This is a genomic window from Brumimicrobium sp. (genome assembly GCA_023957385.1).
Taxonomy (GTDB): domain Bacteria; phylum Bacteroidota; class Bacteroidia; order Flavobacteriales_D; family Crocinitomicaceae; genus Brumimicrobium.
In genome coordinates this window covers 499319-514544 of sequence record JAMLGZ010000002.1, presented here as the reverse complement: position 1 = coordinate 514544, position 15226 = coordinate 499319, and the positions used below count along the sequence as shown (strand labels likewise).

At 32.8% G+C, this 15226-nt stretch carries 14 protein-coding genes and 5 tRNA genes; all 19 read right to left on the bottom strand.

Going from position 1 to position 15226, the window contains the following annotated elements; all coding sequences use genetic code 11:
* Positions 1 to 73: 73 nt before the first annotated feature.
* The 19 genes from rplL to M9897_13325 all read right to left on the bottom strand — a co-directional run bounded on the left by rplL (position 74) and on the right by M9897_13325 (position 15206).
* A complete protein-coding gene (gene rplL, locus M9897_13415; GenBank protein MCO5269881.1) occupies positions 74 to 454 on the bottom strand; it encodes a 50S ribosomal protein L7/L12 in 381 nt (126 codons plus the stop codon).
* 42 nt (positions 455 to 496) lie between these two features.
* Positions 497 to 1018: a 50S ribosomal protein L10 gene (gene rplJ, locus M9897_13410; protein ID MCO5269880.1), complete on the bottom strand. Its 522-nt coding sequence runs from the start codon at positions 1016 to 1018 to the stop codon at positions 497 to 499.
* A gap of 14 nt (positions 1019 to 1032) precedes the next feature.
* Positions 1033 to 1728 (bottom strand): 50S ribosomal protein L1, encoded by a 696-nt coding sequence (gene rplA, locus M9897_13405; GenBank protein MCO5269879.1) that lies wholly within the window; start codon positions 1726 to 1728, stop codon positions 1033 to 1035.
* Positions 1729 to 1740: 12 nt separating this feature from the next.
* Complete coding sequence (rplK, locus tag M9897_13400) at positions 1741 to 2181, bottom strand: 50S ribosomal protein L11 (protein ID MCO5269878.1); 441 nt, start codon at positions 2179 to 2181, stop codon at positions 1741 to 1743.
* 93 nt (positions 2182 to 2274) lie between these two features.
* Positions 2275 to 2826 carry a transcription termination/antitermination protein NusG gene (gene nusG, locus M9897_13395; protein MCO5269877.1) on the bottom strand — a complete coding sequence of 184 codons (552 nt, stop codon included), beginning with the start codon at positions 2824 to 2826 and terminating at the stop codon, positions 2275 to 2277.
* Positions 2827 to 2846: 20 nt separating this feature from the next.
* The gene (gene secE / locus M9897_13390) at positions 2847 to 3062 is read right to left on the bottom strand and encodes a preprotein translocase subunit SecE (GenBank protein ID MCO5269876.1); all 216 of its coding nucleotides are present in this window, start codon (positions 3060 to 3062) and stop codon (positions 2847 to 2849) included.
* 15 nt (positions 3063 to 3077) lie between these two features.
* Positions 3078 to 3150, bottom strand: a tRNA-Trp gene (locus M9897_13385).
* Between the two features lie 48 nt (positions 3151 to 3198).
* A complete protein-coding gene (gene tuf, locus M9897_13380) occupies positions 3199 to 4386 on the bottom strand; it encodes an elongation factor Tu (protein MCO5269875.1) in 1188 nt (395 codons plus the stop codon).
* A 100-nt stretch (positions 4387 to 4486) separates the two neighbouring features.
* Positions 4487 to 4558 (bottom strand) — tRNA-Thr (locus M9897_13375).
* 17 nt (positions 4559 to 4575) lie between these two features.
* Positions 4576 to 4648: transfer RNA gene (locus M9897_13370), tRNA-Gly, on the bottom strand.
* A gap of 17 nt (positions 4649 to 4665) precedes the next feature.
* Positions 4666 to 4747 (bottom strand) — tRNA-Tyr (locus tag M9897_13365).
* A gap of 12 nt (positions 4748 to 4759) precedes the next feature.
* Positions 4760 to 4833, bottom strand: a tRNA-Thr gene (locus M9897_13360).
* Positions 4834 to 5041: 208 nt separating this feature from the next.
* Complete coding sequence (locus tag M9897_13355) at positions 5042 to 5923, bottom strand: tyrosine-type recombinase/integrase (GenBank protein MCO5269874.1); 882 nt, start codon at positions 5921 to 5923, stop codon at positions 5042 to 5044.
* A 57-nt stretch (positions 5924 to 5980) separates the two neighbouring features.
* Positions 5981 to 6172 (bottom strand): 30S ribosomal protein S21, encoded by a 192-nt coding sequence (gene rpsU / locus M9897_13350; GenBank protein ID MCO5269873.1) that lies wholly within the window; start codon positions 6170 to 6172, stop codon positions 5981 to 5983.
* A gap of 75 nt (positions 6173 to 6247) precedes the next feature.
* Positions 6248 to 7387: an acyl-CoA dehydrogenase family protein gene (locus M9897_13345; protein ID MCO5269872.1), complete on the bottom strand. Its 1140-nt coding sequence runs from the start codon at positions 7385 to 7387 to the stop codon at positions 6248 to 6250.
* A 94-nt stretch (positions 7388 to 7481) separates the two neighbouring features.
* A complete protein-coding gene (locus M9897_13340; protein MCO5269871.1) occupies positions 7482 to 8381 on the bottom strand; it encodes a helix-hairpin-helix domain-containing protein in 900 nt (299 codons plus the stop codon).
* A gap of 27 nt (positions 8382 to 8408) precedes the next feature.
* Entirely contained in the window at positions 8409 to 9326 is a 918-nt protein-coding gene (locus M9897_13335; protein MCO5269870.1) for an SDR family oxidoreductase, read from the bottom strand.
* Positions 9327 to 9512: 186 nt separating this feature from the next.
* A complete protein-coding gene (locus M9897_13330; GenBank protein ID MCO5269869.1) occupies positions 9513 to 10826 on the bottom strand; it encodes a DUF2851 family protein in 1314 nt (437 codons plus the stop codon).
* 45 nt (positions 10827 to 10871) lie between these two features.
* Positions 10872 to 15206 carry a SpoIIE family protein phosphatase gene (locus M9897_13325; protein MCO5269868.1) on the bottom strand — a complete coding sequence of 1445 codons (4335 nt, stop codon included), beginning with the start codon at positions 15204 to 15206 and terminating at the stop codon, positions 10872 to 10874.
* Positions 15207 to 15226: the final 20 nt, after the last annotated feature.

Sequence of the window (15226 nt, the reverse complement as noted above, 5' to 3'; positions counted from 1 at the left end):
ATCTTAATGCATATAAATAGCGCAAGGCATCCCCGAAAATCGGGTGATGCCTGCACTAAAAATAGTATAAGTACTACTTAACTTCAACCTCAGCTCCGCTTTCTTCAAGAGATTTCTTTAAGCTTTCAGCTTCGTCTTTAGAAACAGCCTCTTTAATTTTGCATGGAGCAGCATCAACTAATTCTTTAGCTTCTTTTAATCCTAAACCAGTAAGTTCTTTTACTAATTTAACGATAGCTAATTTCTGACCACCAGCATTCTTTAAGAATACATCAAATTCAGATTTTTCTTCAGCAGCAGCGCCACCAGCAGCAGCACCACCACCAGCAGCAACAGCAACAGCTGCAGCAGCAGGCTCGATACCGTATTCTTCTTTTAGGATAGTAGCTAATTCGTTAACTTCTTTTACTGTAAGGTTAACTAATGTTTCAGCGATTTCTTTTATTTGTGCCATTTTTTTTAATTTAAAAAAGTTTAATAATAATATTCATTTAATCTATGCTCTTTCAGAGAGCGTTTTAAGGATTCCTGCAATCTTACCACCTTGACCTTTAAGACCAGATACAACATTTTTAGCTGGGCTTTGTAATAAGGCAATAATATCACCAATAAGTTCTTCTCTACTTTTAATGTTCACTAAAGCATCTAAGTTTTGATCTCCAACATAGATAGCTTCTTCAACATAAGCAGCTTTAAGAATAGGCTTATCAGCTTTTTTTCTGAAATCCTTAATTAATTTAGCAGGAGCATTACCTACCTGTGAGAACATAATTGAAGTTGGTCCAGCCAAAACACCTTTCAAATCTCCAAACTCTTTTCCTTCGATATTTTCTAAAGCTTTAGCAAGTAAGGTGTTTTTTACAACCTTTAACTTGATATCACTTTTGAAGCAACGAGCCCTTAAATTATTAATTGTTTCAACTGTCAAATCTGATGTATCTGTCAAATAGAATACACCATATTCTTTCAATTCTGCCGTAAGGTCTTCAATGTACTGCGCTTTTTCTTCTCTAGTCATAATAATAATAAAATTTAAGCGACAACAGATTTTGTATCAATTTCAATACCTGGGCTCATAGTAGAACTCAAATAAATACTTTTAATATATGTTCCTTTAGCTGACGAAGGTTTCATCTTAATTAACGTATTGATTAACTCAGTAGCATTCTCTTTAATTTTGCTTCCTTCAAAAGAAACTTTAGCAATATTAGAATGAACAATACCATATTTATCAACACGGAAATCAATTTTACCTGATTTCACTTCAGTCACAGCCTTTGCAACATCTACTGTTACAGTACCAGTTTTAGGGTTTGGCATTAATCCACGTGGACCTAATACACGTCCAAGTGCACCAACCTTACCCATTACAGACGGCATTGTAATAATTACATCTATATCTGTCCAACCACCTTTAATCTTCTCAATGTAGTCATCCAATCCAACATAATCAGCTCCAGCTGCAGTAGCTTCTGCAACTTTATCTGGAGTACAAAGTACAAGAACTCGTACATCTTTACCAGTACCATGTGGTAGAGCAACAGTTCCTCTAATCATCTGATTAGCTTTTCTTGGATCTACGCCTAAGCGTACACTGATATCAACAGAAGCATCGAATTTTGTTGTTGTGATTTCCTTTACCAAATCACACGCTTCAGTTAACGAATAAGTCTTTTCAAAATCATATTTTGAAAGAACTTCTTTTCTTTTTTTAGAAATACGTCCCATGATTAATGTTTTTTAGTTTTTTGGAAATTCACCTTTAATTGCAATACCCATACTTCTAGCAGTCCCAGCTACCATTTTCATTCCGGATTCAACAGTGAAGCAATTCAAATCAGGAAGTTTATCTTCCGCGATTGTTCTTACTTGATCCCAAGTAATAGTTGCTACTTTTGACTTATTAGGTTCAGCAGAACCTTTTTTAGCCTTACTGATATCCTTCAATTGAACAGCTGCTGGTGGAGTTTTAATGATAAAGTCAAAAGACTTATCACTATAGACTGTTATTACAACAGGCAAAACCTTTCCTGGTTTATCTTGTGTTCTGGAGTTGAATTGTTTACAAAACTCCATGATATTTACCCCCTTCGAACCTAACGCGGGGCCAACAGGAGGAGCTGGATTTGCAGCACCACCTTTGATCTGTAATTTAATTAAACCTGCTACTTCTTTAGCCATTTATATAAAATTTAAGTAGTACAAACGTAACCTAGAAAATTGGGAAGCTTAAATCAATAATTTTGGTTACTCCTACTGGTTAAAAATACAAAGTTAACTTTCTTTATCTACTTGCATGTAACTCAATTCGACCAAATTTTTTCGACCGAATATCTTAACCATGACTTTCAATTTTTTCTTTTCTTCGTTAATTTCTTCAATAATACCGTTAAAGTTATTGAATGGTCCATCAACAACCTTTACGGATTCGCCAACAACAAAAGGAATTTTCATCTCGTTCTCAGACTCGGACATTTCATCCACTTTTCCTAAGATACGATTTACTTCTGCTTTTCTCATAGGAAGAGGATCTCCACCTTTTTCAGCACCAAGGAAACCAATAACATTTGGCAAACCCTTAATAACGTGAGAAACTTCTCCAACCAAAGCTGCCTCAACCAAAACATATCCAGGAAGATAAGGTTTTTCCTTAGAATATTTTTTCCCATTACGGATTTGAAAAACTTTTTCTGTTGGAATAAGTATTTGTCCAAAGTAATCCCCAAGTTTTTGGCGACCAACTTCTAATTCAAGGTTTTCTTTAACCCAATTTTCTTTTCCGCTAATTGCACGTACAACGTACCATCTTTTTTTAATCTCTTCCACTGTTCAGTCAGTTATACCGATTAATTAGGATAAATCATTCCAAGTACTCCCTTCCAAAAATAAGATGAAGGGTTCACTCCGAATACAAAATCCATAACAAAAACAATAAGAGCAAAAATTACAGAACCAATAACAACTAGTACTGTATTGTTTTGCAACTCATCCCACGTTGGCCAAGTTACCTTATGCATTAACTCGTGGTAAGTATCTTGAAAATAATTAACAATCTCTTTCATTCTTTTTCTTTTCTGCACGGGTGGTAGGATTCGAACCCACGACCAATGGTTTTGGAGACCAGTACTCTACCAACTGAGCTACACCCGTAGGATAAAAAAGGGAAGCGAGCTTCCCTTTTTTTAATTGAAATATTTCTTATTCAATAATTTCAGTTACCTGACCAGCTCCTACAGTTCTACCTCCTTCACGCATTGCAAAACGAAGACCTTTGTTCATTGCAATAGGAACGATTAATTCAACCGTAATAGAAACGTTATCACCAGGCATAACCATATCACGTCCAGCTTCAAGAGTGATTTCTCCTGTTACGTCAGTAGTTCTAAAGTAGAACTGTGGACGATATTTCTGGTGGAATGGTGTATGACGTCCTCCTTCTTCTTTTTTCAAAACATAAATTTCAGCTTTGAATTTTTTATGTGGAGTTGTAGCGCCTGGTTTAGAAATAACCATACCTCTACGGATATCATTTTTATCAATACCTCTTAGTAATAGTCCTACGTTATCTCCAGCCTCACCTCTATCCAAAATTTTACGGAACATCTCAACCCCAGTAACTACTGATTTTAATTTTTCAGCACCCATACCTAGGATTTCAACCTCTTCACCTGAGTTAATAACACCAGTTTCAATACGTCCTGTAGCAACAGTACCACGACCAGTAATAGAGAATACGTCCTCTACTGGCATCAAGAATGGTTTATCTATATCACGTGTTGGTAATTCAATCCAGTTATCAACTGCATCCATTAATTCCATAACTTTTTCTACCCATTTTGGATCTCCATTAAGAGCACCAAGAGCTGAACCTTGAATTACTGGAGAATTATCTCCATCATAATCATAGAATGATAATAAATCACGGATTTCGATTTCTACTAATTCTAATAACTCAGCATCATCTACTAAGTCAACTTTATTCATGAAAACAACAATTCTTGGAACACCAACCTGACGTCCTAATAGAATGTGCTCACGAGTTTGTGGCATAGGTCCATCTGTAGATGCAACTACTAAGATAGCACCGTCCATTTGAGCAGCACCTGTAATCATGTTCTTTACGTAGTCGGCGTGTCCTGGACAGTCAACGTGCGCATAGTGACGACTAGCAGTTTGATACTCAATGTGAGATGTGTTAATTGTAATACCACGCTCTTTTTCCTCTGGAGCGTTATCAATAGAGTCAAAACTACGAGCTTCTGCCAATCCTTTAGATGCTAATACAGCAGCAATTGCAGCAGTTAATGTAGTTTTTCCGTGGTCAACGTGACCTAGCGTTCCAATGTTTAAGTGCGGTTTGGAACGGTTAAATGTTTCCTTAGCCATTTTCTATTTGTTACTTGTTAATATACTAATTTATTTACCTATTTATATAAAAAAACTACTCATGTTATTGAAACTGAGTATTTTATATTCTTTTTTCTCGAGCCAATGACGAGAGTTGAACTCGTGACCTCTTCCTTACCAAGGAAGCGCTCTACCACTGAGCTACACCGGCAAAGGCTTTTAAAATTGAGCGGGAGACGAGATTCGAACTCGCGACCCTCAGCTTGGAAGGCTGACGCTCTACCAACTGAGCTACTCCCGCTTATAATCTTTTTTTTGTGGGGATGGATGGACTCGAACCACCGATACCTTAAGGTGACAGATTTACAGTCTGCTGCAATAGCCACTATGCGACATCCCCATCATTTATTTGAGCCGATAGAGGGATTCGAACCCCCGACCTGCTGATTACAAATCAGCTGCTCTAGCCAACTGAGCTACATCGGCGCTTTATTTTTTTGATTGGTATTTCAACTTTTAAAAGAACTTTCCTTCCCTGATTCTTTAATTCAATAATCAGTTCGGGGTTGCAAATGTAGTAAATAAATAATTTCCAGCAAGCATTTTTTCAAAAAAAATATTTTTTTTTTACTTTTTTAAATTGTAAACAATAACCATACAAGCTGTTTGTGTTGTAAATCAATAGTTTATAGGATTATTCGCTTTTTTTATTTCCTCGAGGATGCGCTTGTTTATATATAGTAGATATCTGATCAAATGAGTTATGTGTATAAATCTGGGTTGCACTCAAATTAGAATGTCCTAATAATTCTTTCAAGGTTTCCAATCCCGAGCCATTATTTAGCATGTGTGTAGCAAATGTATGACGTAAGATATGTGGGCTTCGCTTTTTTAAGTGTGTTAACAACGAAAGATAATGATGCACTTTTCTATACACAAATTTAGGATATAGTTTTCTACCTTTATCTGTTAGAAAAAGGTAATCAGAATAACATTCCAAATAATCCTTCATATTCAAATAAGACTCAATCGCGCTATATAATTCATTTGTGATTGGGATATAGCGTTCTTTATTGCGTTTTCCTAGCACTTTAATATTTTCACTCGATACATCATTCTTTTTTAAGTTAATTAACTCAGTTAAACGTATTCCTGTTTGATACAAAACCTCAATCATTAACCGATCCCTGAGCCCTGAGAAATTTTCTGGAAAAACCATTTCCATTTTAGTAGTATCTAATTCCTCTTCCTTTATGAATTCTGGAATACGTTTTTCTTGTTTTAAGCCTTTTATTCGTACGCAAGGATTTGAATCAACTATGTCATTTTTTTGGGCCCACTTAAAAAATGTACGCAAACTAGACAACTTTCGGTTAATACTCTTTTTAGAATGATTTGAGTTTACCAATTCTACAATCCAAGAGCGGATATGTTGGTAGCTTATTTCATTTAGCTGTGAAATAGAACTTATATCACAGTGCGTGAGAAATGATCTGATATCATTATCATAAGCAGTAATTGTGTGCTGTGAGAATCGCTTCTCTGTTTCTAAATAAATGAAAAATTCTTCAACCATCAGAAATGAAAAAAGGAGTCTTATAGACTCCTTAACGTATCTTTTAAAAGAATAGTATTAAATATCCAAAGATTGCATTCTCTGCTTATATGCAGCTTTAATTCTTTGTTGACGTCCAATGATAGAAGGCTTAATAAATTCCTTTCTGCTTCTAATTTCTCTCATCACTCCAGTTTTTTCAAATTTTCTCTTATATTTTTTAAGAGCTCTTTCGATATTTTCTCCTTCTTTTACAGGTATTACTAACATATTCTAAATTTAATTTCGTTTTCTTTTAATATTATGGGGAGGCAAATGTAATAAAATGAATTATTAAAACAAATTTTATTTCAATAATTCTCTAGAAATAACTAATTTTTGGATTTCGGATGTTCCTTCCCCTATTGTCATCAACTTGGCATCTCGTAGGAATTTCTCTGCAGGATATTCCCTTGTATATCCATATCCTCCCATGATTTGGACTGCTTCATTCCCACACATTACAGCTGTTTCACTAGCAAAATATTTAGCAAAGGCTCCTTCTTGAGTCATTCTTTCTTTCTTATTTTTTAGTGCCGCTGCGTTAAGAGTTAATAATTCAGCTGCTTTTACTTGAGTGGCCATGTCAGCTAACTTAAATCCAATTCCTTGGAATGTTCCAATTGGTTTTCCAAATTGTTCACGCTCTTTAGCATATTTAACAGAAGCCTCATAAGCACCTCTAGCTACACCACAACTTAAAGCAGCAATAGAAATTCTACCGCCATCCAAAATTTGCATAGCCTGAATAAATCCTTTCCCTACCTCTCCTATCACATTTTCTTCTGGAACACGTACATTATCAAAAATCAACTCAGCCGTTTCACTTGCTCTTACTCCTAATTTTCCTTTAATCTTTACAGCAGAGAATCCTGGCGTTCCTTTCTCTATAATGAATGCTGTAATTCCATGGCTATCTAATAACTCTCCTGTTCTTACTAAAACAACAGCAACATCGCCAGATAAGCCATGTGTAATCCAATTTTTAGCTCCATTGATTACCCATTCATTCCCTTCTTTCACTGCGGTAGTTTTCATCCTCATGGCATCAGAACCTGTATTAGGCTCTGTTAAACCCCACGCTCCAATAAATTCTCCTGAAGCTAATTTTGGTAAATATTTTTTCTTTTGTGCTTCTGAACCATGATAATAAATGTGTCCGGTACATAAAGAATTATGCGCTGCCACTGATAATCCCAATCCTCCACAAACCTTCCCTAATTCTATTAATGCAGTAACATACTCGAAATAAGAAAATCCGCTTCCTCCATATTCTTCAGGGATATAGATTCCTAGCAAACCTAATTCTCCTAATTTCTTCATGGTTTCAACTGGGAAATATTCTTTTTCATCCCAATCCATAAAATTTGGTTTAATTTCTTTCTCTGCAAAATCACGAACCATTTGTTGAATCATCAACTGATTCTCATTTAAATCAAAATTCATTACCTATACTTTTTTATTTATTAGTGTGCTATATTTTTTTGACGGGCAAATATAATCATTTTTTATTTTAAATGTACAATATTATGATTCCAAGTTAATCTACAGTTAGATACGGTTTTATCTCTAAATAAACCTTTTTATCAATATACGGAGTGAGCATTATTTCATCAACTGTCTTAAAAGGATGTTCGTGTTCTCTGTAATACACAAGAGATTTTGCCATATCAATTGTAATCAATGGATGTCTTTTAAGGCGTTCTAAGCTAGCTGAATTTATATTAATCTTCTTTATTTCTGATTCATTTACAATCAACATAGGTGAAATCAAATCTAATCTCTCTTTATCCATCTTATAGATTGTTAGCAGCTGATTTAAAGAAATTAAACCTCCATAAGCATCTCTTAATTTTATAATTTCTCTAGCAAAGAAAGGCCCTATCCCTTTAACTTGTAATAATTCCTCTTCAGTTGCTGTATTTATGGAGATAGGTATTAAAAGATTATTCTTTATAGAAATTGGTGATTCTTTTTTAGATTCTGTATTATTTTCATATTGAGCAAATTCTTCTTTATGGCGTGTTGTGGGTAAATCAATCATAGGCTCTAACAGGTTATATAATTCATCTGTAATTGGATATAACTTTTTAACATCAGATTTCGTCTTTAGTATAGCTCCTGATTTTAAATAGTTTATTATCATTTGTGCTTGTTTTTCACTCAATCCAATTCTCACCCATCCTTCTTTATCTATAGTATTTGGGTTAAAAGGCTTTTCTGGGATAACGTATTGTTTATGGTTCTTCTCAACTATCTCTTTAGAAGGATTTTCTGTAACTATATCTCCCACCTTGTATGCAATAGGTTTATAAAAATAATTGTCATAGAATCTAGGGAATATTGCTATAATGATAAAAAGGGTCAATAATACAAAAACTCCTCTTCTAGCTCTTTTTGTAAAATACAACCAATCTTTATCCCAATCCTTCTCTTTCATTATATTTTTTGATAATAAAACACCTCTTTATTTGGTGGGGTCAATCTTAGATAATGTTTCAACAAATCTTGTAGGTTGATAATTTAATAGTTCTTTTGCCTTCTCAATTAATAACCCTGAAGATTGAGGTCTGGGTGCCTTTTGGTTTAAATCCTCTGTTGAAATAGGTTTTACTCTTTCAGGAGCTACCCCTACATATTTAGCAACAATACAAATTAATTCATACATGGAGTATAATTCTGGTCCAGCTACATGATATGTCCCATATTTTTTCTTCTTGATAGATTTAAAGCAAGCTTGGACTAAATCTTCAACAAATGTTGGAGTTCTATATTGATCATTGACAATATTGATGGTATTTCCACCTCTTAATTGATCCATTGCCCAATTGAAGATATTTTTTTTCTCCAAATGTTCGCCTACTCCATATAAAATAGATGTTCTTAGAATAGTTAACCTTTTTATTTGAGACTGTAACAATAAAGTTTCTGCTTCCCATTTTGATTTCCCATATTCTCCCAATGGATTTGCTCGATCTCCTTCCTGATAAAGACGTTTCTTTCCATCAAAGATAAAATCTGTTGATATATGTATGAGATGAATAGAAGAATTCTTAATTGTATCTATAATATTCTCAACTCCATCTTTATTTATTCGATAGCAAGCATCTTTTTCTGTTTCGCACAAATCTACATTTGTCATAGCCGCTGCATTAACGATATGAGTCGGCTGATAAGACTCAATAATTTGCTCAACTTTAGTTTTAGAAGAAATATCTAATACTTGAAATGCAGAACTTGGACAATATGATATCTTATTATCCTTTGAGGATGTTGCTAAAAATTCCAATCCATTATTTAAACAATAGCGAACTATATGTTGTCCTAATAGTCCATTACTACCTGTGATAAGGATCCTAAGTTTATCTGCATTTACAATTCCCATATCGATTTTCTTCTTTTGGAGAATTTAAAAATGTGCTTGTATTCTAAAATGAGACTCATAAACAAATATATAATTATCGGAGATCCAAGCGTAATAAAGGAGCTATAAATAAAGAATAAGCGAACACGTTTAGTTTGAATACCCAGCTTTTTAGCCCACCATTCACTTACTCCAAACGAACGCATCTCAAAGAAAAATACTATTTTTTGTATCAATTTCTTTATTTTCATATTCTAATATAGCTGCTCCAACTTTACAGGATAAACATTTCTTAAAATTACAAAATTCATTCTTTAATTCTAATAAACCTTGACTTTCTAGTACATTTTTGGGAAATATATTTAAACTTTTCCAATAATTGATAATATTATTATTTTCTGGAGGGATATTTTCAGCTAAATCAATTGCCTTCTCCATATATGAGAAATCGTTATGCATATATTTTAAAGCAACCAATAGAGGAATTACTCCATTAATTAACAAGTTTTGTTTAAATAACGGTGAGAATTGATTCTTTTTACAGTTAGTTTCTACACCAAATAGGTAATGATTCTGCCAATACACATTCATAGAATTTGAAGATATACTTTCTATTCTAGTCAACAGTGCTTGCGAATCTAATTTATATATATTCTCCAGTTTAAACTGAATAAGAAATATACTTAGTTGAGCTAACAGCATAGTGGGAAAACTGTTAGGGCGAGTTCCGCCAAATTTCCATGACTCTCTATTCATTTCTGACAAATTATATTTCCGTTTTAAAAGTTGCCAATTTTTACATAAATGAAGAAAGTATTCATCATCACAAGATATAGAAAGCAAGCCTGAACAACCAAACAACAATGACTCAACATGCACAGGATTCCAAGATTCCCTTAAGAGTATAGAATAAGGTAGCATATTCCCTAATTGTTCTAATGCTAGTACATTTGTTTTTCCCCCAACTGATTTTAATATGGCATGATAAAACAAGGAATAAAAATCCCTATCGTCTATCTTCTCAACTAATTCTATTCCCTTTCGTTCTATTCTATTGAAAAAAGCTATCTCAATTTGTTGGTGCAAAGAGATGATATGTGATTTAATATTTCTATAACATGGAATATGAAAATGATTTTCATGATTTATCATTTTTATGTAGCGATTCAGGTGTTCTTTTTCTATATATGGTTTTAATTCAATAGTAGGGATTTCTTTTCCTTCAATATAGACGGGTTTATCATACTCATACACCACATGAAGAATTACATTTTGATAAGCCTTGTCTAAATGATGTTTATGTACATACCAATCAGAAGATTTAATGTGCATTTCAATATTTCCCTGCCATCTAATATTATCTAATATTACCGACCCATTAAAAAAATCAGGCCCAGATTCTTGATTATACCATCCAATATTTTCAATATAAACAGATGATTTCGGATAATTAATTAATTTAAATTGATGCAAAGGAAGGCGTTTCATACGCCATAGATAATGCAAATATTTTTCTTGCATGATAGAGGTGGTTTTAAAAATTTTATTGAATGTAATACTTAATTCTTACATATCCAAATCAATATGTTTTTTCTTTCTTTTGACACCTATTACAGTAATATCATCTGTTTGTTGATTTGATCCAATCCATTCTGAAAGATGTTCTTGCATCATACTATTTTGTTCCTTTAAGTATTGAGGAGAGATTGCTTCTAATAAACCTAAGAATTTTTTAAAGGTCAACTTTTTATTATTATCTCCTCCAAACTGATCTATATAGCCATCAGAGAAAAGATAAATAATATGATCCTCTGTGATCGATATCATCTTGGTTGTATATTGGAAATCTTCATTCTCTATTTCATCTCCAATGTGCTTGGCTTGCCCTCTAATGACGTTAACTTGCCTTGTCTCACTATTCACTATAACAAAACGTCCACCTGCAGTAGCATACTCCAGCAAATCAGATTTGTCATCGAACACACATACAACCACCTCCATTCCATCACGAATCACGTTTCTACCATCTCTTGGAAGTACATCTATTAGATGCCTATCCAATCTATTTAATATATCACCTGGGTTGAGCACTCCAGCCTCTAAAATAATCTGATTTAAAATATTAATTCCTAAAGAAGTCATAAATGCCCCAGGTACACCGTGCCCTGTACAATCTCCGACAATCAGCACTGTCTTTCCTTCAATTTTTCGCAACCAAACGAAATCTCCAGAGACAATATCCCTAGGTCGATATAAAATAAAGAATTCCTCAAATAATTTATCAAAATCAGAAGTACGTGGAAGCATATTAAACTGTATTCTACGTGCATAGTTAATGGAGTCTGTAATATCTTTATTCTGCTCTTCAATAATTCCTTTGTAATTTAATGCTTCTGTAACATCTCTTGCTAATCCCAAGAATCCAGTGATTTCATTTTCTACTCCTGGTTTACGCATAGTTGTTAATTTTAACCCGAGCCACTTTTTCTTTTTCTTTTTTGAAGGGGAAATCAAGAATTCGATATAACTATTCTTCATTTCAAGATTTTGGCAGTCTTTAAAGAAATTAATAACCTTTTCTTTATAAGAATCTTCAACTAAATTAAAAATTGGAGTTCCTAACAAATCTGTTATTGGTTTTTCCAAAATCTCAGTTCCTCTCTCATTTAAGAATGTAAAATTTCCTTCTGTATCTGTTTGGAAAATTAAATCTTCTGCATTTCTAACAATAAGTTCATAATAATTTTCTAATTTGATTTTCTCCGTCACATCCTGCCCTAAAATAACTCTAACATGTTCTGAAAATTCCTTACATGACCATTGGTAATAAACTATCTCATCTTTTTTAGTTAGCAAAGGCGTAACAAAGATACCACCATCGTTAAAGGAAGTTGACAAGTTTACATTTGGAAATCGATCACTATCATAATCTTTTGTTGGGTAAAACTTATTAAGATAAGAAATAGGAGTCCCCTTTAAATCTTTTTTCGTACCTAGCAATGATTCGATGTTTTCACTTGCATATGTAATTACACCATTGACATCAAAAGCCACCACTAATGCATTTCCATTATTGATAACACCTGAAGTAAAAATCAACTGTTCCAACGAACTATTCCGTAAATACATTATTAAGATCATCAACACAGCCGACAAAACGATTCCTATTAAAAATAGATATTGATTATAATAAGTATCACTTACAAAGAATATCATCAAAAAAGATACAGCAACAATAACTAAACTCAAAAAAATGATAGATCTAATTTTCTTGAATGCATATGAAGCCATAGAAATAAATATTAATGTATTTATAACATAGAATACATGAATATTTGAAAGAAAAACAAATAGAAAATTATATACTAATAAAAGCACATACCCTATACCTAAGTATATTTTTGCATCTTTATAGGCCCCTTTAAAGAAAATCACGATAAGACATAGAACAAGAACGACTGCTCCTAGAATAATTGCACTGATATCATGATTTTCAATTTCCACATCTATTCGCGATGCAATTATATGTATAAAAGTATTTACAATACTACCAAATAGCACCATTCCTATACCCATTACTCGGGCAACTCCTATATCCCTAGAAAGAATAATATTTTTCTTGTCATACTTCTTGTTTCTATCAATAATTACAAGATAGATAATAACTACCAAAGAAATAAATACAATTATAAACCACTTATTTTTATAAAAAGGGACTTGAATTCTTATGGCAACTGAACTAATTTCACTAATCTTTTCACCATCAATTGATGCTCTTACCTCAAAGATATATTCACCAGGTTCTAAATTATTAAAGGTTACACCTTTGTTCTTAGACCAATTTGTCCATTCATTATATTTCCCTTTCAAACGATGGCTATATAAAACAAAGCTAGATTTGGAATTTATACTTTTAAATTGAATATGAATATTATTATTCACTGTAGTTAACGAAACAGAATGAAGAGAACTTTTTAATTTTTCAACCCCTTTATCCGTAACTGAAAATATTGAAGGTCTATTTGGAGTTTGGATTTTTATTAATTGCCTAGGTTTTACAATAAAGGCACCTTCAACTGTACCTAATAATATTTGCCCATTAGGTAAATCAAATGAAGACCGCATGTTAGTCTCATACCCATAAAAGCCATTGCTTTTATCATACGTGATACTTGATTGAGGTATTCCATTCTTATCAATTTTAATAATAGTAACACCGACATTACTTCCTACATAAAGATTTCCAAATCTATCTGAATTCAGCGTATAAATCAATAGAGAGGGAAGGAATTTTTCTTCTGTGATAGCTATTTGTTTACCAGAAGGGAGAATACCCATCAAGCCATTATCAAAACTAAACCAAAGATTACCGTATGAATCTTTGGTGGAATTACCTACATAGTATCCCATCTCAATACCATCAACCTTCTTTACCAATTTAGATAAGATATCGCCTTCTTTATAATATTTAAAAACACCATTGTTTGACCCAAAGAATAAAGCTGAAGAATCCTGATTATATAGAGCATTATAAAAATAATTTGACGAGGTACTAAAATAGCGGCTATCATTAGTTTCTAAATTTTTCCTTACTAATCCTTTACCAGAAACACCTATCCAGATATTGTCATATCCATAAAATACTAGATTGATTGACCGATTATGGAATTCATTCAAAGGAGCAAAAGGTATAAATTCATCATCTTTTAATTCATAAATACCCTTATTTGTGGATACAAGTGCTCTTTCTTTGTAATACGTCATTGAAGAAATTACAACATCCTTTATTAACTTATATTCGTCACTCTCATCGGTTCCAATATAAACTTCATTATCAAGTGTATTAACAATATATCTTCCATCATTTGTCCTTCCCACAAATGAGATTCCTTTCGTTTCAAATGGAGCACCTCTCCCTATGGTAGAAAAAGGTTCTATAGACACACGATAAATACCACTTGTATGACTTGTTACCCATATATCTCCATTTTTATCAACTAAAATATCTGTTGGTGTATTTATGCCGTTTTTCTTTGATACGAAAATAGTTTGGAACTCGCTAGTCTTTGAAGTCCACTTTAGTATATCCCCATAATTGGTTACAAAATAAATTTCACTTCCTTTTTTAGACCATGAAACCACATATTCTCCTTCTTCTAATATGGATTTTTCTAATTTCTGATTAATAAAAAATTTGGGTCTATTTTCTTCAATTAAAATTGTTAATTCTTGCTTAAGAAATTTATCAAACATAATGAGACTATCTCCCTTCTTAGTTGCAAGAATTAAGTCCTTTGTAGTACCTTCATCAGTCAGCAGCCATTCATTTAAATTTTGAATTTTCTCAGGAGTGACAAAATAATTTCCTTTAGAAGTGAAAATACATTGATTTTCATTTAATTTAAAATTGCCATAAATTTTTAAATCTTCTTCGTAGGTATAAAAATTTTTTTCATCAATAATTTTATCCCCTTGATAGAGTTTGATACCATTTACAAAAATTACTACAGCATTTTTATGAAATGGGAAAGTAGCTTTCCCTTTTTCCAAACCATTGATATATCCCAATTCTCTGATTACACCATAGTTGTATTCATAAATCCCACTATAGATAGTAGAAAATAGAATTTTATCTCCTTGAAATAAAATTTGTTGAACATGTCGGTTACTTCTTCCTTGGATAGAGGAAAGATAATCAAAATTATTCCCATCATACCGTATTAAACCAGCCCCATCCGAACCGAACCAAATATAGCCATCTGGAGATTCCTCTACTGCTAAAAATGAAGACAAATTAAGTCCATCCTTTTGTCTATAATTCTTTAGTGAATACACCTGAGAATACAGCAAAAAAGGGAATACCAATAATATGAGAATCGGTAGAATCTTAGTTAGCCTCATGTTGAAACAATGTTCAATTT